Origin of the sequence: Duganella sp. SG902, assembly GCF_013376005.1 — a bacterium.
Taxonomy (GTDB): Bacteria; Pseudomonadota; Gammaproteobacteria; order Burkholderiales; family Burkholderiaceae_D; genus Rugamonas.
Genome location: NZ_JABMJK010000003.1, coordinates 589,703 through 610,502, shown reverse-complemented (window position 1 = coordinate 610,502; position 20,800 = coordinate 589,703). Strand labels below are relative to the sequence as shown.

Here is a 20,800-nt window from a genome sequence, read left to right as displayed (position 1 = left end):
TTGCAGTCCAACGTTTAACTTCCTCTTCCATAACCATGCTCACGTGATGTCCTTTCAGTATTATCACCTGAGCAGGAATTCACTGGGTCATTACACATTTTCGCGAGACATCGACTGCCTTTGGCACAGAGCCGCTGATCATCCGTAGGAAGGTGGATGCACTTCGGATGCATCAAACCAACAAAAAACCTACAGCGGCTCTACAAAAAACTTACAGCCGCTCCACAAAAAACTTACATCGGTCTACAAAATCTCAACAAAAAACTTACATTCGCTGGCCCGCGCCTGCGTCTCGGACATAGTCCGACAATCAGAGCGTGTACACGCCATGATTTAAAGGACTTCGGGCGATAGCGGCGGACGTGACGCCAGCCAGCGAAGTGTCCTTAGAGCGTGGTAGTTCCCGCGGCTACGCGGGGGCTTGGGGGGCTTGAGTCCTTGATCCAGATAGATGCGTTTTACGTCATCCCAAGCCAGGCGTAATTTCTCTAGTGCGTCGGGCAGAGAGTTGGCCTCGGCCTTGGCACTAGGATAGTCGGTGAGCCGCACGGCAAACCAGACCTTGCCGGCCCTGACTGACTCAAACACATCGACGTTAAAGCCATCTATTCTTTTGACTTTTTTCAAATTGCTCTCCTTTGTTCAAGTTACCCTTTTCATTCGTCGCCGTGGTGCGTCTGAATGCCAGAGCCGCCGCCGTTCGTCTTTTGCATCTCGTCCAGCACCGTCTGCACTCCGTCAACGCTCCTACTCATCGCGCTTGGGGCAGGCGGTTGATAAACCGGCGTGGGCGTTGCCTGGTCCGGCGCATTGATCGACGGCGCGGCCGTTGCATCTTGGCCTGGCGCGGCGGCGGCCGGCGCAGCTGGTTCGGCCGGCACCGCAGGAGCTGGCGGCGTGGCCCGCTCGCCCTGTGGCGCAGCTGCAGTCGGCGCGGCCGAAGAAGAAGCGGCAGGACTATCAGCAGGCGCAACTGGTGCGGTTGCCCTCGACGCTGCAGCCGGGGCGGCCGGTTGCGCCGTGCCCGATGCCGCGCTGGTCTGCGGTGCTGCAGGCGCAGCTGGTGCGGATGGTGCGGACGGCGCTGCGCCAGGATTCACCGCGCCGGCCAGACTGACGGACGGCGACGAGGCACCACCCATGCCAGGAATCCCGCCAGCCGCCGCGCTGGCGGCGTGGTTCGCAGCCTGGCCGATGCCAGTAGCGGAGCTGATGGCGCCAAAGCCCGCCTGGACGGCTGTGCTGACGCTGTTGGTTGCCTTGCCGCCGGCAGCGTAGATGCCGCCTGCAGCTGCAGCGATGGCACCACCGCCGGCCACCACCGCGCCGACACCATCGGCCGCCGACATCGAGGCGGTTCCGCCGAGAAGATCGGACGCCAGGGTAGGAACCTTCATAGCCAGGACCAGCAGCATCACCGAGCCAGCCAGGACGGTCCAGATCGGCGTCAAATCGGTCAGCGAGAGCTTGGCAATCTCCGTGCCGAAATCAGCGGCCAGGCCGGTCCCCACCGCTATAACGAAGTAGATGGCGAGGAAGCGGATGCCATAGACCAGGGGCGTTGTGATGATCTTCATGGCGATGTCCTTGGTCCACTTCATCACGCCGAAGGCCAGGGCAATCGGGTACACGGCCAGGTAGAACCACAGCTGAATCCAGGCGACTGCGAACTGTGCGGCCAGCATCCCGAAACACACAATGATGATGATGAGCGCGCCGCCCACCAGGAAGGCCGCAAACGGGTTCGTCATGGCCGCCACGCCGGCCGGCACAGGTATGCCAGCGATGGTGGAATTGTCGGCCAGCTTTGACATCATCAAGTTCACGAGGTCGATGCCCTGCCAAAAGACCTCGCCGGGGCTGATTGCGGACGTATGCGCGCCATCCTTGCCGATCTGGATAAAGCTGGTGACCACTGCGAGCGGGACGCTGGGATTGTTCATCACCCACAGAATCAGGCCCATCCACATCGAGCGCATTACGACGACCGTCAGGATTTCAACGGAGTCTGCGCCCTTGAGCAAGCGGCCGATGATGGTCCACGCCAGATCAATGGCAAAGAGCTTGTAGCACAGCCCCAGGGCTATCGTAGTGATGTTCGCACCGAACACCGTAGCGGCATCGCGGTACTTGTTCATGATCGTGCCGAGGTCATAGCCGGCTGCCGGCGTGTCGGCAAACGCCGGCGACGTCAGGAGCAACAGGCCCGCCATTAGCAGCAGGCGGCCTTTGTGGTTACTGGTCATGGTCTGTCCCTCGATCTAGATTAGAACGACTTAAAGCCGCTCGTGCCAGGCTTGCGGACGGTCTTCTGACTGTCGCCCTGCTTCATCATTTCGTGCGTGGCCTTGTTCGTGGCGGCCTGCTGTTCGGCCACCTTTTCGGCGTCCGACTTGCCGCAGCCGGTCAACATCGATGCCAGCGACACGATGGCGATAGCCAGGCCGAGGGAGAGGAATTTTTTCTGATTGAAGGTCATGATCTGGTCCTTGAAAACGAGTAGTTAGAACGATTTGAAATTGCTGGAACCGGGTGCTCGGACGGTGCCCGATCCTTGTTTCATAAAGGTTTGGGCGGCGTCCATCTGGTCAGCCTGTTGCTGCGCCTGGCCGGCCATGAATGAGTTTTGCGCCTGTATCTGCGCCATGTAGAGCTGGCGCAGTTTCTGCAGCTGGTCCACCGTGGCCGAGGCCACCATGTTCCCGGCCTGCAGCGCCTGCAGGGAGCCTTGCGAGCTGGCCGACATGCTTTGAATCTGCTGCAGGGCGGCGCGTTCGTTGGCAAACTGCGACGATTGCAAGCCGGCGGCCTGCAGGGCCGAATTCAGGCCGTCCAGCTGGGTCTGCACCAGGTTCTGGAACTGGCCGCCGAAATTGGTACTGCCGGCCGAGCGGGCGTAACCGGGAAAACGCTGCTTGAACAGCTGGTCGATGTTCCCGCCGGCGTAGGACAGCGCGGCGGTCTTGTTCACCAGGTCGGCCAGCGCGGACAGCTCCTGCTGCGCCTGGCCCCAGGTTTGTGTTGGCAAGGCGAGCAGGTTTTTCAGCTGCTGTTGGGAGTGCTGAACAGCCGTGATCGTGTTTTGGACCTGCTGGTACATCTGAGCCGATTGATTCACCAGCTCGACGTTGTTGAGGATTTGCGTGACTTCGGTAGCGCCGCCAAAGCCTGCGACGCTGCCGGCGTTGGCAATCGAGGAAGCGACAAGCGTTAAGTGTAGGAGAAATATTTTCTTATTCATGGGCTTCACTCTTTACTTTGGTTGTGAGACTGTGGGCGCGCAGCCGGACGACTACCGCCAACCATTCCTTTGATATGGGCCAGCGCCTGTTTTGCTGCAGCTTGGTCTGTAGGCCTTGAGCTGACTTCCTTTACAGCGGCGGCGGATTCCTCTTGGCGTGCCCGTCGCGCAGCGACCCTTATTCCACCAACCGCGATGAATTCGCCCTTGCGATACCGCGTGACCAGGCCGCGGAACCAACGCATAGCGTTCGTTTTGATGGTTGCAGTCTCCAGAGCATCGGCTAACTCGTCTAACAAGGCCTGTGCGTCCTGGTGGGGGATTGCACGAGCTAGAGAGGAAATCCCTTGCCGCTCTAGCTTGGATAGAGCGCTTGGAATGTGTAGTGGTTGTTGTTCAGATTCATGTTGTGGTTCTAGTGGTGACGCAGCTATGTCACCGACGTAGGTGACAGGACCTGACACCATCGACCCTGACAAATTGTCACCCGCTACTTCTTTCGATTGGCGTGCCGGTGACAAATTGTCGGGGTAGGGCTGTGGGGCGATATTCAGACGGTATTTGTTCGATGTGCGCCGGCCGTTCCGAGGATCGAACTGAGGTTCAATGGACATCAGTTTGGTCGCGTCGAAGTCTTGAATCACGCGCTGAACTGTGCGCTCAGAAACGCAGCATTTCCTGGCGATGAACGGAATTCCCGGCCAGCATTCGTCCTTGTCGTTGGCAGCGTCCGCCAATGCCATCAAGATCAGCTTCGGCGTCGGTGATAGTTCTTGTGCCCAGGCCCAGTTCATGGCGCGAATGCTCATTTCCCTTGAGCGTCATCCAAGATTTGGCTGATGACGCTGGCTTTGAACAAGATGCGGCGGCCGATCTTGACCTTGGCGGGACGAAGACGGTTTGCAAACTCGTTATTGCCGGCGAGGGTAACGCGCAGTCCTTCAGCGCTGCGGCAGAACAGCTCAGCGCAGTCGCGAAGAGAGAGTAATACGCCGTATCGTTGAATCAGAGTTTCTTCAGTAGTCATATTTAGCTCCGGTGATTAATGGAGCTAAGATAAAGTTACAGAATTTATCCGTCAACGAAGCTATATTTCACAAAATAGGCGTAATTTTAAGCAACTTGGGAAAATTGCTGGTTCCCGAAAAATATAGTTTCGGGCTACCGAAAATGCTATTTCGGGAATTGAAAATCTTTATAAATCAGATTCTTATGTTTTGTTTTGTAAAAATTAAAATATAGCATCAATTATTGTTAATTAAGCGAAATTAGCATTGAGTCTCTTGGGAAAAATATTTTAATTTGTGGTGAAGATGCCGAATGGATGCAATATGGATGCAGTATGGAGGTTGCTTTTTTTAAAGTGCATCTAATAAGCCGGTTAGCGAGTGAATTTTATCTTTTGAATCAGTAAGTGCTTTTCTATCTAGCAATAACGATTGCATCCCAACTTCGCGTGGCCCGCTTACGTCTGCGATGGGGGTATCGCCAATCATCAGAACTTGGTTGGGGGAGCACATAAGCTTTTCACACACACGCTCGTAGAAGTTGCGATCTGGCTTGATTGCTTGATGTTCGAAGCTCCAGGCATATGCGTCCAATGGCATCGGCAGGAGACGAGTAATTGGTGCTGCATATGGCTTGGCTAAGTTCGAGCAGAGAGCGACTTTGATGCCTCGGCGTTGTAATGCCCGAATGGTGGGGACCACGTCGGCATACAACGTGATCGAATCTAGTTCTGTCTCCAGATCCTGTTCCAGCTCGTCAAGCTCCGCACCTGTCAATTCGATGCCGAAGAACTGCGCTGCCTCGTGTAGATCCCACGGGTTGGTCATAAGTGCCCTGGAGTCTTCTTTCGTCCTTGTGCGGCCTTGTGACGCGCCTATCTGCAGCAATCGGGCGAAGGGACTGCGTTTGTTGTTGATGGCGGCAATGGTGCCGTATACGTCGAGCACCACGGCACGGATTTTCGTCAAGCCATCCAGTTTTGTCACTAGGTCCTCTGCACGTAAGTGCGTGTACCTGCGGAGCATTTGCATGGACTTATGGCCGCTGATCGAGGCGACTTCCTGATCGCTGAGGCCGCCCTCAACAAGGCGGCTGACGGCCTCGTGGCGTAGATCATGGAAATGTAAGTCGTTGGCCCCGATGGCCTGTTTAATGCTGCCCCAGATTTTGGCGAACTGGTACGGCCGCCGGATGCCATCACGCCCTGGCTCTCCAAAGAATATCAGGTCGGTTTCCTTCGGGCGGATCGGATTATTGATTGCGTTCTTCAGGGCGGCGGTCGCGGCCGCAGTCAAAGGAACTGTACGTGAAGAATTGTTTTTCGTGTCAGATAGCCGGACGACCCGGCTTTGCAGATCGACGTGCGGGAGTCGCAGATTCACGATCTCGGATTGCCGCATGCCGGTTTCGATGGCCAGAGTCACAACCCATGCCAGCATTGGATTGCTGTGGGCCTCTACCGCGTCCAAAAGGCGCTGCTCCTCGTCTCCGGTCAGCCGGCGATCTCGGCCTTTGCCTGGGCTCGGCTTGCGGATGGTAGCGACGGGGTTGTGAGTAATGCCGAGGCCCCATTCCTGCATGGCGACGGTGAAGAGGTTGCTCAACAACGCCAGCTCTATGCGAACTGTGTTATTCGCTTTGCCGGCTGTCAGGCGATGGTCGCGGTAGGATGCGACCAGCTCGCTGCTCACGGCGGCCATCGAGTATTTGCCCAAGAACCCGGTAAGGTGCTGGGCGGTGATCGATTCGCTGCGCTGGGTGGTCGGCTTCTTGGTTGGCGTAACTTCGTTGAGGTAGCGCTGCAGAGCCTCCTGGATAGTCAGCCTTTCCGATCCACTGCGCGAAATGTACACACCTCGGACCATCTCGTCCTCGGTTCGGCGCGCCCAATCGACGGCGTCACGTTTAAGGCGGAAGGTCTTGGAAGTGGTGGGCCAACCCTTCATGCGCACGAGCGCTTTATAGGTGCCGGATGGGGTTTGAACGATGGTTGCCATGAGCCTCTGTGTATCCTTACTGTACTGAAAGTGTACTTTTTGACGGACACAAAGACAAACGGCTTACGTGAAAGACACGTAAGCCGTTGAATTCAAAGCTAATTTCTGGTGCCGGCTGCCGGTTTCGAACTGGCCACCTGATGATTACAAATCAACTGCTCTACCAAATGAGCTAAGCCGGCGTGACTTTTACGGGGCGAATTATACGCTATTTAATACGCGTCAGGGTCGGACGGCCGCCCTTTTTGGGCGGATCGGTGTCGTCGCCGGGCGGGGTGGGCGCCTCGGTTTTGGCCTCTCCCGGCGCCGGCGGCACGGCCGACAACACGGGCGCGGCCGGCGCTTCCTCCGGTTCCGGCGCCGGCGCGGATGGCTGGCCCAGTTGCGGCTCGAACGCCATGCCCTGGCCGTTTTCGTTGGCGTAGATGGCCATCACGTTGTTGACCGGGATGAAGATTTCACGCGAGACGCCGCCGAAGCGCGCGTGGAAGCGGATGCTGTCGTTGTCCATCTTCAGCCCCGAGGTGGCGCCGAAGCTGATGTTGAGCACGATTTCGCCCTTTTTCACGTATTCCATCGGCACCGTCGTGGCGGCGTCGACCTTGACGGCGAGGTAGGGGGTGTAGCCGCTGTCCGTGCACCACTCGTAGATGGCGCGCAGCAGGTAGGGCTTGGTTGAGATTTCAGACATGGGTCTTCCAGACTGCAGTAAAACACGGCGCGCCGCCGGCCGGGGCCGGCGGCGCGCCGTAATGCTTCAATGAACCATTAACGGCGCATCACCTTTTCCGACGGCGTCAGCGCTTCGATGTAGGCCGGACGCGAGAAGATGCGCTCGGCGTACTTCATCAGCGGCGCGGCGGTCTTCGACAGTTCGATGCCGTAGTGGTCGAGGCGCCACAGCAGCGGGGCCACGGCCACGTCCAGCATGGAGAACTCGTCGCCCAGCATGTATTTGTTCTTCAGGAACAGCGGCGCCAGCGTGGTCAGGCGGTCGCGGATCTCGGCGCGCGCCTTGTCGTGGCTCTTGTCGTTGCCCTTGGCGCGTTCGCTTTCCAGCGTGTGCACGTGCACGAACAATTCTTTTTCAAAGTTGAACAGCATCAGGCGCGCGCGCGCGCGCATCAGCGGGTCGGCCGGCATCAGCTGCGGATGCGGGAAACGCTCGTCGATGTATTCGTTGATGATGTTCGATTCGTACAAGATCAATTCGCGTTCCACCAGGATCGGCACCTGACCATAGGGATTCATGGTCGAGATGTCTTCCGGCTTGTTGAACAAGTCGACATCGCGCACTTCAAAGTCCATGCCTTTTTCAAACAGGACCAGGCGGCAGCGTTGCGAAAATGGGCAGGTCGTACCCGAGTAGAGAACCATCATTTTTTTCTAGTTCCTTAGAAGGACAAACAGGGCGAGACCGCGAACGGCTCACCCGGATCGATCGCCCGCCAAGCGCGGGCATCGCAAAACAAGCGCCGGCCAGGCCGGCGCTCTCGACTATTTAACTTCTTTCCAGAACGACGCGTTCAGGCGCCATGCCAGCAGGGCGAACAAGGTCATGAACAACACGACCACGACGCCCAGTTTCTTGCGGGTCTGCGCGGCAGGCTCCGCCATCCACTCCATGTAGCCCACCAGGTCGGCCACGGCGGTGTCGAACTCCAGCTTGTTCAGCTTGCCGGGCGCGACTTGCTCGAACCCGGCGAACTGGTGGATGGTCTTGCCGTGCTCGTGCGGATCGGCCACTTCCTCCATCTTGACTTTTTGTACACCCTGCAGTTCCCACAGCACGTGCGGCATGGCCACGTTGTTGACCACCATGTTGTTCCAGCCGGTGGGCCGGGTGTCGTCCTTGTAGAAGGTCCGCAGGTAGGTGTACAAATAATCACTGCCGGTGCCGGCTCCGGACGCTTTCGCGCGCTGGATCACCGATAAATCGGGCGGCACCACGCCAAACCAGGCCTTGGCGTCCTTCGGGTTCATGGTGGTGGTCATCATTTCCCCCACCTTTTCCCCGGTGAACAGCAGGTTGGCCTTGATCTGCTCCTCGCTCAGGCCCAGATCTTTCAGGCGGTTGTAGCGCATGGAGGACGCATTATGACAGTTCAGGCAGTAATTTACGAACAGTTTGGCGCCATTCTGCAGCGCGGCCAGGTTATTTGAGCGGTCCGGCGCCTTTTCCAGCGCAAATCCGCCCTCGTTGGCGAAGGCCAGGCCCGGCAACAATGCCATCGTAGCAAGTATGCGTTTCGCGTATTTCATCTGTTGTCCTTTATACACTTTAGCGATCAGTGGCCGTGGTAGACCACGCGGTCCGGAGCCTTCTTGAACGTGCCCATGGCGCTCCACCATGGCATGAACAGGAAGAAGCTAAAGTACAGCAGGGTGCACACTTGCGAGACGATGGTGCGGCCCTCGGTCGGCGCCAGGGTGCCGAGGTAGCCCAGCGTCAGGAACGAGATGAAGAACACGGCGTACACGTATTTGTGCCAGTCCGGGCGGTAGCGGATCGATTTCACCGGCGATTTGTCCAGCCATGGCAGGAAGGCCAGGATCACCACCGAGGAGCCGAAGAACACCACGCCCCAGAATTTCGCGTCCAGGATCTGCGGCAGCATGCCGATGATGGCCACCAGCGCCACCACGGCGATGATGGTCTTGGTCAGCGTCGACAGGCGCGACTTGAGCCAGATGAACACCACGTAGGCGGCCACGAAGAACATCAGCACCCACATGAAGTCGGCGGTGGTGGCGCGCAGCACCGAGTAGAAGGCGGTGAAGTACCAGGTCGGCGCGATGTGCAGCGGGGTTTTCAGCGAATCGCCCGGCAGGAAGTTGTTGTACTCCAGGAAGTAGCCGCCCATTTCCGGCGCGAAGAACACCACCGCGCTGAAGATGGTCAGGAACACCGACACGCCGAACAGGTCGTGCACCGTGTAGTACGGGTGCGACGGGATGGAGTCGACCGGGTGGCCGTCCGGGCCCAGGTTCTCCTTCACCTCGATGCCGTCCGGGTTGCTCGAGCCGACCTCGTGCAGCGCGATCAGGTGCGCCGCCACCAGGCCCAGCAGCACCAGCGGGATGGCGATCACGTGGAAGGCGAAGAAGCGGTTCAGGGTGGCGTCCGACACCACGTAGTCGCCGCGGATCCACAGCGACAGGTCGGGACCGATCAGCGGGATGGCGCCGAACAGGTTGACGATCACCTGCGCGCCCCAGTACGACATCTGGCCCCATGGCAGCAGGTAGCCGAAGAAGGCCTCGGCCATCAGGCACAGGAAGATGGCGAAGCCGAACAGCCAGATCAGCTCGCGCGGTTTGCGGTAGGAGCCGTACAGCAGGCCGCGCGTCATGTGCAGGTAGACGATGATGAAGAAGGCCGAGGCGCCGGTCGAGTGCATGTAGCGCACCAGCCAGCCCCACGGCACCTCGCGCATGATGTATTCCACCGAGCCGAAGGCCAGGTTGGCGTCCGGCTTGTAGTGCATGGTCAGGAAGATGCCGGTGACGATCTGCAGCACCAGCACCAGCATGGCCAGCGAGCCGAAGATGTACCAGAAATTGAAGTTTTTCGGGGCGTAGTACTTGCCCCATTGATCATTCCACAGCTTCGAGAGCGGGAAGCGGTCGTCGACCCAGCCCAGTGCTTTTTGTGCGGCCGGTGCGTCGGCCGGGAATTTGGTCTCCTTGAATGCCCCCATGGTTATGCCTCGCCTTTCTCGTCTTTACCAATGACCAGCTTGGTGTCGCTCAGGTACATATAGCGCGGAACCTGCAGGTTGTCCGGCGCCGGCTTGTTCTTGAACACGCGGCCGGCCATGTCGAAGGTCGAGCCGTGGCAAGGGCACAGGAAGCCGCCCTCCCAGTCGTCCGGCAGCGAGGGCTGCGGGCCGGGGGTGAATTTCGAGGAAGGCGAACAGCCCAGGTGGGTACAGATGCCGACCGCGACCAGGATTTCCGGCTTGCGCGAGCGCCATTCGTTGCGGGCGTATTCGGGGGTGAATTCTTCGGGGTTGCGCTTGGATTCGGCGTCGGCCACCTTGCCGTCGGTTTTTTTCAGCGAGGCCACCATTTCGGGCGTGCGCTTGAGGATCCAGACCGGCTTGCCGCGCCATTCCACGGTTTTCATCTCACCGGGGTTGAGCGTGGAGATATCCACTTCGACCGGCGCGCCGGCCGCTTTCGCGCGCTCGGACGGCTGGAAGGTGCTTACTAATGCGCCCGCGGTGGACAGACCTACGACCCCGCCGGCGGCGCCCGTCGCGACCAGCAATCCGCGACGGCCTGAATCGACCTGCTTTTCGTTACTCATACAAACCCCAATCAGTCAAAGTGCGAACAAAATCTTGAGAACTGTGTACAAACCTGAAAGCTGACAACTTGGATAAAGCACGAAATCCAGCAACCTTACATTATAAGGTATGCACGATGCAATTAAAAACACCAACGTTGCTCGATCCCCAAGAAATCAGCCGGCATGACACCGCCCCGTTGCGATGATAGGGGGGAGGGCTGTGAGCAGAAATTGATGTAGGTCAATTTATAGCGTAATTCGGCTTGCAAATGCGTAAACGACAAGCGTGTTTGGAATCCAATTGAAAAAATAGTATGATCCAAGCGCAGTTTTGTTCACAATTGACCACACAGCGAGGATAAAAATATGGCAATGATGCAGGAATTCAAAGAATTCGCGATGAAGGGCAATGTGGTCGACCTGGCGGTCGGCGTGATCATCGGCGGCGCCTTCGGCAAGATCGTCGACTCGCTGGTGGCCGACATCATCATGCCGCCGATCGGCAAGCTGTTCGGCGGGCTGGACTTCGCCAACTACTACATCCCGCTCAACGGCCAGGCCGCCAACCTGAGCCTGGCGGAAGCGAAGAAGCTGGGCGCGGTGTTCGCCTACGGGAATTTTGCTACCATCCTGCTGAACTTTATCATTCTGGCGTTTGTGATCTTCCAGATGGTGCGGCTGATGAACAAGGCGCGCAACCTGGGCCACAAGGAGCAGGCGGCGGCCGCTGCGGCGGAACCGCCGCCGCCGACCCCGGAAGATATCGTGCTGCTGCGCGAAATCCGCGATTCCCTCAAAAAATAATTCTAGGCCGCCGCGAGGGCGGCAGGCTGGACTGCGATGCGACGACTGTGGTTATTGTTTGCGCAAACGGTGACCGTCGTATTGGCACTGTATTTTGTCTACATGGCGGTGGGCCGCGAGCGCCCGGCGCCGGTGCGCGTGCAGCAAATGGGCAGCGTCGAGCATCCGGCCGCCATGCTGGAGGCGGGACCGTCCAAGCCGCCGGCCTCGGCCGGCGGCTCCTACCGGGCGGCGGCGGCGCGCGCCATGCCGGCGGTGGTCAACATCATCACCAGCAAGAAGCCCAAGCGCGGCAAGCATCCGCTGCTGCGCGATCCCTTCTTTAAAAAATTCTTTGGCGACCGCGATCGCGACGAGGACGGCGACGATGAGTCCAGCCTCGGCTCGGGGGTGATCGTCTCGGCCCAGGGCTACATCCTGACCAACAACCACGTGGTGGAGGCGGCCGATGAAATCGAGGTGGTGCTGACCGATGGCCGCAAGGCCGCCGCCAAGCTGGTCGGCACCGACCCGGAGACCGACCTGGCCGTCATCAAGATCAACCTCGACAAGCTGCCGGTGATCGTGCTGGGCCAGGCCGAGCAGGCGCAGGTGGGCGACGTGGTGCTGGCCATCGGCAACCCGTTTGGTGTCGGCCAGACCGTGACCATGGGCATCATCTCCGCGCTGGGACGCAACAACCTGCACATCAACCACTTCGAGAACTTCATCCAGACCGACGCGGCGATCAACTTCGGCAACTCGGGCGGGGCGCTGGTGGACGCCAGCGGCAACCTGCTGGGCATCAACTCGGCGATCTACTCGCAGACCGGGGGCTCGGTCGGGATCGGCTTCGCGATTCCGGTCTCGACCGCCAAGTCGGTGATGGAGGCCATCATCAAATCCGGCCATGTGGTGCGCGGCTGGATCGGCGTGGAAAGCCAGGAAATCACGCCCGAGCTGGCGGCCAGCTTCGGGCTGCAGCGCCAGAGCGGCGCCATCATCGCCGGCGTGGTGCGCAACGGCCCGGCCGACAAGGGCGGCATCAAGCCGGGCGACATCCTGCTGTCGGTGGACGGCAAGCCGGTGGCCGACACCAACAGCATGCTCAACCTCATCGCCCAGCTGGTTCCCGGCGAAAAAGCTAAAATGTCGGTCCTGCGGAAAAACCGCGAGACCACGCTGGACGTCACCGTTGGCAAGCGGCCGTCCAACGCCAAATAAGGAACCCCATGCACCTGCGCGACCTGACCCAATACCTGCGAGAACTGGCGGACAACAACAACCGCCCGTGGTTCATCATGAACAAACCGCGTTACGACATCCTGCGCGAGGAATTCCTGCAGGTGGTGACGGAAATGATCGCGGAGCTGGGCAAGTTCGACGCGCAGGTCAAGTTCAGCAATCCGAAGAAAGCCATGTTCCGCATCAACCGCGACGTGCGCTTCGCGCATGACAAGAGCCCGTACAAGACGCGCTTCTCGGCGGCGGTGGCGCCGAACGACATGCGGCGCCCGAGCAAGGCCGGCGGGCCGACCTACTACATGCAGATCGACGGCAACGGCAAGCTGCTGTTCGGCGCTGGCGAATACATGCCGCCGCCGCACCGCCTGAAGGCGCTGCGCCAGCACATGGTCGACGACGCGGCCGGCTTCCGCAAGGTGCTGAAGAACAAGAAGCTGGTGGCCACCTATGGCGACATCCAGAACGAGGGCAAGCTGCAGCGGCCGCCGAAAGGCTTCGACCCCGAGCACGAGCACATCGAGTACATCAAGCTGAAGAGCTTCTTCGTGTGGACCGAGATCGACCTGCCTCTGAACCAGCCGGAAAAGCTGGTGCCGATCTTGGCGGCAGGCCTGAAGGACGCTTATCCGCTGGTGCAGTGGATGCGCGAGGCAAAGGACGAGCCGGTCGAAGAGTAAAACTCCGGGGTCAGGTCCTCCATTTCTACACGGCCTCAACAGCAAAGCTGTTGAGGCCGTGTAGAAATGGAGGACCTGACCCCGAAGTTTATTCGTCGCGGGGGTCGCGCGAGAGCAGGCGGGCGACCATCGCTTGCGGCTGGTCGCCGTCGAACAGCACGCCGGCCACGGCGTTGGTGATCGGCATCTCGACGCCCAGCCGCGCCGCCAGCTCGCGCACGGCCTTGGCGCACGGCACGCCCTCCGCCACATGACCCAGCTCCTGCACGATCACCTCCAGCGCCTTGCCCTGCGCCAGCCCCAGACCGACCCGGCGGTTGCGCGAGAGGTCGCCGGTGCAGGTTAGGATCAGGTCGCCCATGCCGGTCAGGCCCATGAAGGTTTCGGTCTGGCCGCCCAAAGCCACGCCCAGGCGGGTGATTTCCGCCAGCCCGCGCGTGATCAGCGCCGCGCGCGCGTTCAGGCCCAGGCCCAGGCCATCGGCCGCGCCGGTGGCGATCGCCAGGATGTTTTTCACCGCGCCGCCCACTTCCACGCCCACCAGGTCTTCGCTCGAGTACACGCGCATGTTGCCGCCATGCGCGGTCTCGACCACGCAGGCGCGCAGTTCAGCCGAGGCGGAGGCGATCGTCAGCGCGCACGGCAGGCCCTTGGCCACTTCCTGCGCGAACGAGGGACCGGACAGCGCGCCGCCGGGCACGGCGTCACCCAGCACTTCGCGCACGATCTGGTGCGGCAGCAGCCCGGTGTCGTATTCGAAGCCCTTGCACAGCCAGACCAGGTTGGGGATGGCGCGCCCCTTGAGCGCCTGCAGCAGCGGACGCAAACCGGCCACCGGGCAGGCCGCGATCAGCAGGCTGCCGGGCGCGGCCACGTGGGCCAGCGCCGCCTCGAAGTCGCTGGCGACCTGCAAGCGATCGGGGAAGGGGTAACCAGGCAAATAGCTGTTTTCGCGCGCCACCGCCATCGCCCGCAGGGCGGCGGCGTTGCGCCCCCACAGCAGCACGTCGTGACGCCGGGCCAATGCCATGGCCACGGCCGTGCCCCAGGCGCCAGCGCCGAGCACGCTCACCTTGCGGGCGGCGCCCGCATGTTTGCTAGTCTTATCTTGCATGGGATCTCATCCGGCGCGTGGGAGGGCGCCGCTACGGCAATTATATGCCCCAGACTTCCGAATTCTTGACGTAACCGATCAGGCCGTCGCGGTGGCGCACCTTGATCCAGCCGCCGGCCGCCGTCTCGGTCAGCTCCAGCAGCACGCCCTTGTCGGCGCTGAACACGGCCGCGGCCGCGTCGTCCGGGGTGGCGCGCACTTTCAGGTTGGGGGTCTTGACGATGACGTTGCGCTTGGCGCTCAGGCCCTTGGCCTCGGTCCAGGCCAGCTCGCCGTTGACGTCGCGCACCTTCAGCCATTCGCCGTAGGCCAGCACCACTTCCAGCGGGGCGCCGCGCGGCACCACGAACAGCTTGCCGCCCTTGGTCGATGGCGCGTCATACAGGATGACGGGATTGGCGCCTACCGTTTTGAAGTCGTATGCCTGGCTGCCGGCGGCGGCCAGCGTCATGGTCAGCGCAGCGATCAAACGGGGAAATGTCATGGTGTACCTTGAAACGGGGAAACTGCCGCCGGACGAGCGCCCGGCGGCGGCGATAGTGCTGATCTTGCTTAGTGGGTCGCGTCAGCGGCCGGGGCGGCGGCTGCCGCTTCAGCGATCGCTTGTTGACGCTGCTGGTAGAACACTTCGAAGTTGATCTCGGCCAGGTGCACTGGCGGGAAACCGGCACGGGTGATCACGTCGGCGATGTTCGAACGCAGGTATGGGTAAACGATGTTCGGGCAGCCGATGCCCAGCAGCGGATCCAGCTGTTCGGCTGGAATGTTGCGCGCCTCGAAGATGCCGGCCTGCTTGCCTTCCACCAGGAAAGCGACTTTGTCTTTGACTTTGGCGGTCACGGTGATGGTGACGGTCGATTCGAAGATGCCGTCGGCCAGCGGCTCGGCGCCGACGTCCAGGGCCACTTCGATGGTCGGTGCTTCCTGTTCCAGGAAGATCGCCGGCGAGTTGGGTTGTTCCAGCGACAGGTCTTTCAGGTAGACGCGTTGGATTTGGAATACTGGTTGCAGATTTTCTTCAGACATGGAACGCTTTCGTTATAGTGAAAACGGGCAGCACCGGCCGCCCGGGATGATGTTTGCTTGGTATGGCTAGAAGACAGCTCAAATCAAACGCGAAGGCAATTGTATCAAAACCATTATGGTTTTAAACGCTTTCCACCCGCCGCACGTTGTATTTGGGGGCCATTAGCCATTTAACAAGGGGGACAGGCCGCCAGCTTGATCCAGCGCATACAAATCGTCGAAACCGCCCACGTGGGTGTCGCCGATGTAGATTTGCGGCACGGTGCGGCGGCCGGTCTTTTGCATCATCGTGATGCGCTGCTCCGGATCCAGATCGACGCGGATCTTCTTCAGGCCGGTGACGCCCTTGGATTCCAGCAGGCGCTCGGCGCGGATGCAGTAGGGGCACACGGCGGTGGTGTACATGATCACTTCGGCAGTCATTTTGACCTCCTTTATTTGGCCAGCGGCAGGCCGGCTTTTTGCCATGCGGCAATGCCACCCTCCAGGTTCACCACGTCGCCGAAGCCGGCCTTGCCCAGCTTGGCCGCGGCGGCCGAGCCGCGCGCGTCGCTCTTGCCGACCACGATCAGGCTGCGGTTCTTGAACTTGTCCAGCTCCGGCAGGCGCTTGTCGAGCTCGGCCAGCGGAATGTTCTTGGCGTCAGGCAAGTGGCCCTCGGCGTAGTCCTTGGCATCGCGCACATCCACAATGGTGGCTTTACCGCGATTAATCAACATGGTGATGTCTTGCGGGCTGCCGCGCTTGCCGCGCACGGTCAGGGACGGCCACAGCAGGGCGCCGCCGGAAACCAGCACGATGGCAATCAGAAAAATATTGTCAATGAAGAATTTCACAGGATTCCAATGGTTGAACTGAATGCGCCCATTATAAAATAGAAGCTGTAACAGCATTCAAAGCACCGGTTTTCCAACTTTTCCTGAAAAGATAGTCCACATGTACAAAATCGTTTTCATGCGCCATGGCGAATCCACCTGGAACCTGTCGAACCGCTTCACCGGCTGGACCGACGTCGACCTGACCGAAAAAGGCATCAATGAAGCCAAGCAGGCCGGCAAGCTGCTCAAGGATGGCGGCTACACCTTCGACCTGGCCTACACCTCGGTGCTGAAGCGCGCGGTGCGCACGCTGTGGCTGGCGCTGGACGAGATGGACATGATGTACCTGCCGATCAAGAACGACTGGCGCCTGAACGAGCGCCACTACGGCGCCCTGCAGGGCCTGGACAAGGGCGAGACCGCCGCCAAGTACGGCGACGAGCAAGTGCTCGTTTGGCGCCGCAGCTACGACACCCCGCCGCCGGCGCTGGAGCCGACCGACGACCGCGCCTCGTTCAACGATCCGCGCTACGCCGGCCTGTCGAAGGAGCAAATCCCGCTGACCGAATGCCTGAAGGACACCGTGGCGCGCGTGGTGCCGGTGTGGGACGAGGAAATCGCCCCCGCCATCAAGGCCGGCAAGAAAATCATCATCTCGGCCCACGGCAACAGCCTGCGCGCCCTGATAAAGATGCTGGACGGCATCAGCGACAGCGACATCGTCGGCCTGAACATTCCTAACGGCACCCCGCTGGTGTACGAGCTGGACGCGGACCTGAAGCCGATCCGTCACTACTACCTGGGTGACGCCGACGCCATCGCCGCCGCGCAAGCGGCCGTGGCCAACCAGGGCAAGGCCAAGTAATTTGTCTTCTTCGTACCGCCATGCGGCCGCCTGGCTGCTGATGCTGTCGATCGGCGCCGCCTCGGCCGCGCCGTTCGCCAAGATGACCGAGCGCAGCAAGCAGAAGGCTGCCGCCGAGGCTGAACGCGCCGGCGTCCAGCAGAAGCTGTCCGCACTCAAGAAGGACATCAGCAAGACCGAGAGCGCCAAGGACGACGCGGCCGATACCCTGGCCGAGTCGGAACAGGCGATCTCGGACGCCAACCGCGCGCTGCGCGACCTGCAGCAGGAGCAGGGCGACACCAATCTCAAGCTGCAACAGCTGTCGGCCGAGCACGACAAGCTGGCGGCCACGGTCGCCCAGCAGAAGCAGCAACTGGCCAAGTTGCTGCGCGAGCAGTATGTGGCGGGCAACGAGGACCGCATCAAGTTGCTGTTGTCCGGCGACAATCCCAACCGCATCAACCGCGATCTGCAAATGCTGGCCTATGTGTCGCAGGCGCAGGCGCGGCTGCTGGAGGCGCTGCGCGCCAACCTCAAGGCCGTCGAGGTCAACCAGGAGCAGGCGCAGAACGCCAAGGACGAGCTGGAAGAAATCGCCCAGGAGCAATTGCAGCAAAAAGCCAAGCTGGAACAGGAGAAGGCGCGCCGCGCCGCCCTGTTGTCCACCTTGTCGAAGAAACTGGTGGCCCAGCGCAAGGAGGCGGGCAACCTGGAGCGCGACGAGCAGCGCATGACCGGCCTGGTCGACAAGCTCAACAAACTGATCGCCGAGCAGGCCGCCGCTGCCGCCGCCGAGAAGAAACGCCAGGAGCAGGTGGCGGCGGCCAGGGCTGCCGCCAAGGCCAAGGCGGAAGCCGAGGCGCGCGCGCTGGCCAAGGCCAAGGCCGCCGAGGCGGAACGCCAGCGCCTGGCCAAGGCCAACAACAATAACGCCAAGTCCGGCACCATCAAGCCGGCCCCGGCGCCAAGCCCGGCCGACGCGATCGACGCCGACGAGCCGAAGGTGGCCGCGCGCCCGGCCCCCGCCGAGAGCACGCCGCAGGAGCCGGCCGCGCCGCCGGCCAAGCCGGCCGACATCGCGCTGGCCCCGGCCGCGCCGGCCGGCGCCTTCGCCAGCCTCAGGGGCCAGCTGCGGCCGCCGGTGGCCGGCAAGCTGGCCGCCAAGTTCGGCGCCAAGCGCGGCGACGGCCCGAGCTGGAAGGGGGTCTTCATCCGCACCGCCGAGGGCGCCGACGTGCACGCGGTGGCGGCCGGCCGGGTGGTGTTCGCCGACTGGCTGCGCGGCTTCGGCAACCTGATCATCGTCGATCACGGCGGCCAGTACATGAGTATTTACGGCAATAACCAATCGCTGCTCAAACGGGCCGGCGACATCGTCAAGGCGGGCGACCCCATCGCCAGCGCGGGTAACAGCGGCGGTAACGAGGAATCGGGGCTATACTTCGAACTTCGCCATCAGGGCGCGGCATTCGATCCGGCTGGCTGGGTCAAGTTTTAAGGTTTGCGGAAAAAATGGGCAACAAAGTCAAGAGCATCGGCCTGATCGGCCTCGGTATGGTGGCTGGTGTTGCCGCCTCCTTCCAGTTTTCCGCCATCGCGCAAAAAGTCAGCGGCTCGCCGCTGCCGCTGGAGGAGCTGCGCCAGCTGTCCGACGTGTTCGGCCTGATCAAGACCGACTACGTCGAAAGCGTCGACGACAAGAAGCTGCTGACCGAAGCCATTTCGGGCATGGTGTCCTCGCTCGATCCGCACTCGGTCTACCTCGATAAGAAAGCCTTCCGCGAAATGCGCGAGACCGTGGCCGGCAAGTTTGTCGGCATCGGCGTCGAGGTCGGGCTGGAGGACGGCTACATCAAGGTGGTGTCGCCGATCGAGGATACCCCCGCCTTCAAGGCCGGCATCAAGGCCGGCGACGTCATCACCCGCATCGACGGCACCCTGATCAAGGGCATGTCGCTCGACGAATCAGTGAAGAAGATGCGCGGCGAGCCGCGCTCCAAGGTCAGCGTCACCATCAGCCGCAAGGACGAGGACAAGCCGCTGATCTTCAACATCGTGCGCGAGGAAATCCGCGTGCAGAGCGTCAAGGCCAAGATCATCGAGCCCGGTTACGCGTGGGTGCGCATCTCTCAGTTCCAGGAACCGACCGTGGACGACATGGCGAAGAAGATCACCGCCCTGTACCACCAGGACCCCAACATCAAGGGCCTGGTGCTGGACCTGCGCAACGATCCGGGCGGCGTGGTGCCGGGTGCGATCGGCGTCTCGGCCGCCTTCCTGCCCAAGGATTCCGTGATCGTCTCCACCAACGGCCAGCTGCTGGCGTCCAAGGAGACTTTCTACGGCCGCCAGGAATTCTACGCGCCGCGCGCCAAGACCGACCCGCTGGCCAAGCTGCCGGCCGCGCTGAAGGAGGTGCCGATGGTGGTGCTGGTGAACGCCGGTTCCGCCTCGGCCTCGGAAATCGTGGCCGGCGCGCTGCAGGACTACAAGCGCGCCACCATCATGGGCCAGCAGACCTTCGGCAAGGGCTCGGTGCAGACGCTGCGCCAACTGACCGCCGATACCGCCGTCAAGCTGACCACCGCGCGCTACTACACGCCGAAGAACCGCGCCATCCAGGCGCGCGGCATCATGCCGGACCTGCTGGTCGATGAAACCGCCGAAGGCGATGGCCTGAACCGCCTGCGCGTGCGCGAGGCGGATCTGCAAAAACACCTCGGCAACGACAAGGACCCGGAAGGCGAGGCCGCCAAGCGCGATCCGGCGGAGGAGGAGCAGGCGATCGCGGTGCTGGCCAGGAAGACCAAGCCGGTGGAATTCGGCTCCAAGGACGACTTCCAGCTGGCGCAGGCGCTGAACCACTTCAAGGGCTTGCCGGTCAAGCTGTCCAAGGCCGACGCCAAGCCGGCCAACGACGTCGGCGAAACCAAGCCCGATACCCAGCCCAATAGCCAGCCCAAATAAACCCATGCGCGCCAACGCCGCAGAGAGACGATGAACGACTCACAATTGCTGCGCTACTCGCGCCACATCCTGCTCGACGAAATCGGCATCGAAGGCCAGCAAAAGCTGCTCGATGCGCGCGCGCTGGTGATCGGCGCCGGCGGCCTCGGTTCACCGGCTGCCATGTACCTGGCCTCGGCCGGGGTCGGCCACATCACGCTGGTCGACAACGACGCGGTCGACCTGACCAACCTGCAGCGCCAGATCGCCCACACCACCGAACGCGTGGGCCAGCCCAAGGCCGAATCGGCGCGCCTGACGCTGCAGCGGATTAATCCGGAAATCGCCGTCACCGCGCTGATCGAACGCGTGGACGACGCGCGCCTGGCCGAACTGGTGGCGCAGGCCGACGTGGTGCTGGACTGCACCGACAACTTCGCCACCCGCCACGCGGTGAACCGCGCCTGCGTGGCGGCGCATAAACCGCTGGTGTCGGGCGCGGTGATCCGCTTTGATGGGCAGATCAGCGTGTTCGATCCGCGCGGCGGCGAGCATCCTTGTTATTCCTGCCTGTTCCCGCAGGATCAGAAGTTTGAAGATGTGGCCTGTTCCACCATGGGCGTGTTCGCGCCGCTGGTGGGGGTGGTGGGCGCCATGCAGGCGGCCGAAGCGCTCAAGCTGTTGATGGGCGTGGGCGGTTCGCTGGCGGGGCGCTTGATGATGTTGGATGGCTTGCACATGGAATGGACCAGTATCGGCGTCGCCCGCAACGACGCCTGCCCGGTCTGCGCCGCTAAAAAATAA

General features: G+C 61.3%; 24 protein-coding genes, 1 tRNA gene and 1 pseudogene. 7 read left to right on the top strand and 19 right to left on the bottom strand.

Translation table 11 applies throughout. The annotated features are described in order from the left end of the window. Nucleotides 1-333 precede the first annotated feature (333 nt). The 14 genes and pseudogenes from FHW83_RS09365 to petA all read right to left on the bottom strand — a co-directional run bounded on the left by FHW83_RS09365 (nucleotide 334) and on the right by petA (nucleotide 10,558). Entirely contained in the window at nucleotides 334-627 is a 294-nt protein-coding gene (locus tag FHW83_RS09365) for a hypothetical protein (RefSeq protein WP_176646059.1), read from the bottom strand. Nucleotides 628-656: 29 nt separating this feature from the next. Further along, nucleotides 657-2,246: a P-type conjugative transfer protein TrbL gene (gene trbL / locus FHW83_RS09360; RefSeq protein WP_176646058.1), complete on the bottom strand. Its 1,590-nt coding sequence runs from the start codon at nucleotides 2,244-2,246 to the stop codon at nucleotides 657-659. Between the two features lie 20 nt (nucleotides 2,247-2,266). After that, on the bottom strand, nucleotides 2,267-2,479 hold the full coding sequence (locus FHW83_RS09355; RefSeq protein WP_176646057.1) for a hypothetical protein: 213 nt from the start codon (nucleotides 2,477-2,479) through the stop codon (nucleotides 2,267-2,269). A gap of 24 nt (nucleotides 2,480-2,503) precedes the next feature. Continuing rightward, nucleotides 2,504-3,241, bottom strand: a complete 738-nt coding sequence (gene trbJ / locus FHW83_RS09350; protein WP_176646056.1) for a P-type conjugative transfer protein TrbJ — start codon at nucleotides 3,239-3,241, stop codon at nucleotides 2,504-2,506. A gap of 5 nt (nucleotides 3,242-3,246) precedes the next feature. Continuing rightward, nucleotides 3,247-4,050, bottom strand: a complete 804-nt coding sequence (locus FHW83_RS09345; RefSeq protein WP_176646055.1) for a helix-turn-helix domain-containing protein — start codon at nucleotides 4,048-4,050, stop codon at nucleotides 3,247-3,249. After that, nucleotides 4,047-4,268 carry a DNA-binding protein gene (locus FHW83_RS09340; RefSeq protein WP_176646054.1) on the bottom strand — a complete coding sequence of 74 codons (222 nt, stop codon included), beginning with the start codon at nucleotides 4,266-4,268 and terminating at the stop codon, nucleotides 4,047-4,049. The genes FHW83_RS09345 and FHW83_RS09340 overlap by 4 nt, the downstream gene beginning before the upstream one ends. A 331-nt stretch (nucleotides 4,269-4,599) precedes the next feature. Further along, on the bottom strand, nucleotides 4,600-5,196 hold the full coding sequence (locus FHW83_RS30660; RefSeq protein ID WP_373997187.1) for an HAD family hydrolase: 597 nt from the start codon (nucleotides 5,194-5,196) through the stop codon (nucleotides 4,600-4,602). A 12-nt stretch (nucleotides 5,197-5,208) separates the two neighbouring features. Further along, nucleotides 5,209-6,246, bottom strand: a pseudogene (locus FHW83_RS30655) (tyrosine-type recombinase/integrase); the annotation flags it as partial. 106 nt (nucleotides 6,247-6,352) lie between these two features. Beyond that, a tRNA-Thr gene (locus FHW83_RS09330) sits at nucleotides 6,353-6,428 on the bottom strand. Nucleotides 6,429-6,454: 26 nt separating this feature from the next. Next, complete coding sequence (locus FHW83_RS09325; protein ID WP_176646052.1) at nucleotides 6,455-6,937, bottom strand: ClpXP protease specificity-enhancing factor; 483 nt, start codon at nucleotides 6,935-6,937, stop codon at nucleotides 6,455-6,457. Nucleotides 6,938-7,014: 77 nt separating this feature from the next. Then, entirely contained in the window at nucleotides 7,015-7,626 is a 612-nt protein-coding gene (locus FHW83_RS09320; RefSeq protein WP_072788101.1) for a glutathione S-transferase N-terminal domain-containing protein, read from the bottom strand. 117 nt (nucleotides 7,627-7,743) lie between these two features. After that, nucleotides 7,744-8,508 (bottom strand): cytochrome c1, encoded by a 765-nt coding sequence (locus FHW83_RS09315; RefSeq protein ID WP_176646051.1) that lies wholly within the window; start codon nucleotides 8,506-8,508, stop codon nucleotides 7,744-7,746. Nucleotides 8,509-8,534: 26 nt separating this feature from the next. Next, entirely contained in the window at nucleotides 8,535-9,947 is a 1,413-nt protein-coding gene (locus FHW83_RS09310; protein WP_176646050.1) for a cytochrome bc complex cytochrome b subunit, read from the bottom strand. Between the two features lie 2 nt (nucleotides 9,948-9,949). Beyond that, complete coding sequence (gene petA / locus FHW83_RS09305) at nucleotides 9,950-10,558, bottom strand: ubiquinol-cytochrome c reductase iron-sulfur subunit (RefSeq protein WP_176646049.1); 609 nt, start codon at nucleotides 10,556-10,558, stop codon at nucleotides 9,950-9,952. Nucleotides 10,559-10,906: 348 nt separating this feature from the next. Here petA and mscL point away from each other — a divergent pair, with 348 nt between their 5' ends. The 3 genes from mscL to FHW83_RS09290 are packed head-to-tail and all read left to right on the top strand — an operon-like array spanning nucleotide 10,907 to nucleotide 13,245. Beyond that, nucleotides 10,907-11,344, top strand: a complete 438-nt coding sequence (mscL, locus tag FHW83_RS09300) for a large conductance mechanosensitive channel protein MscL (protein ID WP_304506222.1) — start codon at nucleotides 10,907-10,909, stop codon at nucleotides 11,342-11,344. A 36-nt stretch (nucleotides 11,345-11,380) separates the two neighbouring features. Continuing rightward, entirely contained in the window at nucleotides 11,381-12,547 is a 1,167-nt protein-coding gene (locus tag FHW83_RS09295; protein WP_176646048.1) for a Do family serine endopeptidase, read from the top strand. Between the two features lie 8 nt (nucleotides 12,548-12,555). Then, nucleotides 12,556-13,245, top strand: coding sequence for a DUF2461 domain-containing protein (locus tag FHW83_RS09290; protein ID WP_176646047.1), 690 nt, complete (start codon nucleotides 12,556-12,558; stop codon nucleotides 13,243-13,245). 88 nt (nucleotides 13,246-13,333) lie between these two features. On the opposite strand, the gene FHW83_RS09285 is transcribed toward FHW83_RS09290, so the two are convergent. The 5 genes from FHW83_RS09285 to FHW83_RS09265 form a co-directional block, all read right to left on the bottom strand. Beyond that, nucleotides 13,334-14,359, bottom strand: coding sequence for an NAD(P)H-dependent glycerol-3-phosphate dehydrogenase (locus FHW83_RS09285; protein ID WP_176646046.1), 1,026 nt, complete (start codon nucleotides 14,357-14,359; stop codon nucleotides 13,334-13,336). A gap of 40 nt (nucleotides 14,360-14,399) precedes the next feature. Further along, a complete protein-coding gene (locus tag FHW83_RS09280; RefSeq protein WP_176646045.1) occupies nucleotides 14,400-14,843 on the bottom strand; it encodes an SH3 domain-containing protein in 444 nt (147 codons plus the stop codon). A gap of 68 nt (nucleotides 14,844-14,911) precedes the next feature. Further along, a complete protein-coding gene (gene secB, locus FHW83_RS09275) occupies nucleotides 14,912-15,385 on the bottom strand; it encodes a protein-export chaperone SecB (protein ID WP_176646044.1) in 474 nt (157 codons plus the stop codon). Between the two features lie 162 nt (nucleotides 15,386-15,547). Beyond that, on the bottom strand, nucleotides 15,548-15,808 hold the full coding sequence (gene grxC, locus FHW83_RS09270; RefSeq protein ID WP_155467890.1) for a glutaredoxin 3: 261 nt from the start codon (nucleotides 15,806-15,808) through the stop codon (nucleotides 15,548-15,550). A gap of 11 nt (nucleotides 15,809-15,819) precedes the next feature. After that, complete coding sequence (locus FHW83_RS09265) at nucleotides 15,820-16,221, bottom strand: rhodanese-like domain-containing protein (RefSeq protein WP_176646043.1); 402 nt, start codon at nucleotides 16,219-16,221, stop codon at nucleotides 15,820-15,822. Nucleotides 16,222-16,321: 100 nt separating this feature from the next. Between FHW83_RS09265 and gpmA the strand changes: the two genes are divergently transcribed. The 4 genes from gpmA to FHW83_RS09245 are packed head-to-tail and all read left to right on the top strand — an operon-like array spanning nucleotide 16,322 to nucleotide 20,800. After that, the gene (gene gpmA, locus FHW83_RS09260; protein ID WP_176646042.1) at nucleotides 16,322-17,068 is read left to right on the top strand and encodes a 2,3-diphosphoglycerate-dependent phosphoglycerate mutase; all 747 of its coding nucleotides are present in this window, start codon (nucleotides 16,322-16,324) and stop codon (nucleotides 17,066-17,068) included. A gap of 40 nt (nucleotides 17,069-17,108) precedes the next feature. Continuing rightward, nucleotides 17,109-18,548 (top strand): murein hydrolase activator EnvC, encoded by a 1,440-nt coding sequence (locus FHW83_RS09255; protein ID WP_176646092.1) that lies wholly within the window; start codon nucleotides 17,109-17,111, stop codon nucleotides 18,546-18,548. 14 nt (nucleotides 18,549-18,562) lie between these two features. Further along, entirely contained in the window at nucleotides 18,563-20,017 is a 1,455-nt protein-coding gene (locus FHW83_RS09250) for a S41 family peptidase (protein ID WP_176646041.1), read from the top strand. Between the two features lie 30 nt (nucleotides 20,018-20,047). Further along, nucleotides 20,048-20,800 carry a HesA/MoeB/ThiF family protein gene (locus FHW83_RS09245; RefSeq protein WP_176646040.1) on the top strand — a complete coding sequence of 251 codons (753 nt, stop codon included), beginning with the start codon at nucleotides 20,048-20,050 and terminating at the stop codon, nucleotides 20,798-20,800.

Bases quoted from the DNA above. Each gene is read 5' to 3' on its own strand.
- trbL (WP_176646058.1), bottom strand. From the start codon at position 2,246: ATGACCAGTAACCACAAAGGCCGCCTGCTGCTAATGGCGGGCCTGTTG.
- FHW83_RS09355 (WP_176646057.1), bottom strand. From the start codon at position 2,479: ATGACCTTCAATCAGAAAAAATTCCTCTCCCTCGGCCTGGCTATCGCC.
- trbJ (WP_176646056.1), bottom strand. From the start codon at position 3,241: ATGAATAAGAAAATATTTCTCCTACACTTAACGCTTGTCGCTTCCTCG.
- FHW83_RS09345 (WP_176646055.1), bottom strand. From the start codon at position 4,050: ATGAGCATTCGCGCCATGAACTGGGCCTGGGCACAAGAACTATCACCG.
- FHW83_RS09340 (WP_176646054.1), bottom strand. From the start codon at position 4,268: ATGACTACTGAAGAAACTCTGATTCAACGATACGGCGTATTACTCTCT.
- FHW83_RS09325 (WP_176646052.1), bottom strand. From the start codon at position 6,937: ATGTCTGAAATCTCAACCAAGCCCTACCTGCTGCGCGCCATCTACGAG.
- FHW83_RS09320 (WP_072788101.1), bottom strand. From the start codon at position 7,626: ATGATGGTTCTCTACTCGGGTACGACCTGCCCATTTTCGCAACGCTGC.
- FHW83_RS09315 (WP_176646051.1), bottom strand. From the start codon at position 8,508: ATGAAATACGCGAAACGCATACTTGCTACGATGGCATTGTTGCCGGGC.
- FHW83_RS09310 (WP_176646050.1), bottom strand. From the start codon at position 9,947: ATGGGGGCATTCAAGGAGACCAAATTCCCGGCCGACGCACCGGCCGCA.
- petA (WP_176646049.1), bottom strand. From the start codon at position 10,558: ATGAGTAACGAAAAGCAGGTCGATTCAGGCCGTCGCGGATTGCTGGTC.
- mscL (WP_304506222.1), top strand. From the start codon at position 10,907: ATGGCAATGATGCAGGAATTCAAAGAATTCGCGATGAAGGGCAATGTG.
- FHW83_RS09295 (WP_176646048.1), top strand. From the start codon at position 11,381: ATGCGACGACTGTGGTTATTGTTTGCGCAAACGGTGACCGTCGTATTG.
- FHW83_RS09290 (WP_176646047.1), top strand. From the start codon at position 12,556: ATGCACCTGCGCGACCTGACCCAATACCTGCGAGAACTGGCGGACAAC.
- FHW83_RS09285 (WP_176646046.1), bottom strand. From the start codon at position 14,359: ATGCAAGATAAGACTAGCAAACATGCGGGCGCCGCCCGCAAGGTGAGC.
- FHW83_RS09280 (WP_176646045.1), bottom strand. From the start codon at position 14,843: ATGACATTTCCCCGTTTGATCGCTGCGCTGACCATGACGCTGGCCGCC.
- secB (WP_176646044.1), bottom strand. From the start codon at position 15,385: ATGTCTGAAGAAAATCTGCAACCAGTATTCCAAATCCAACGCGTCTAC.
- grxC (WP_155467890.1), bottom strand. From the start codon at position 15,808: ATGACTGCCGAAGTGATCATGTACACCACCGCCGTGTGCCCCTACTGC.
- gpmA (WP_176646042.1), top strand. From the start codon at position 16,322: ATGTACAAAATCGTTTTCATGCGCCATGGCGAATCCACCTGGAACCTG.
- FHW83_RS09255 (WP_176646092.1), top strand. From the start codon at position 17,109: ATGCTGTCGATCGGCGCCGCCTCGGCCGCGCCGTTCGCCAAGATGACC.
- FHW83_RS09250 (WP_176646041.1), top strand. From the start codon at position 18,563: ATGGGCAACAAAGTCAAGAGCATCGGCCTGATCGGCCTCGGTATGGTG.
- FHW83_RS09245 (WP_176646040.1), top strand. From the start codon at position 20,048: ATGAACGACTCACAATTGCTGCGCTACTCGCGCCACATCCTGCTCGAC.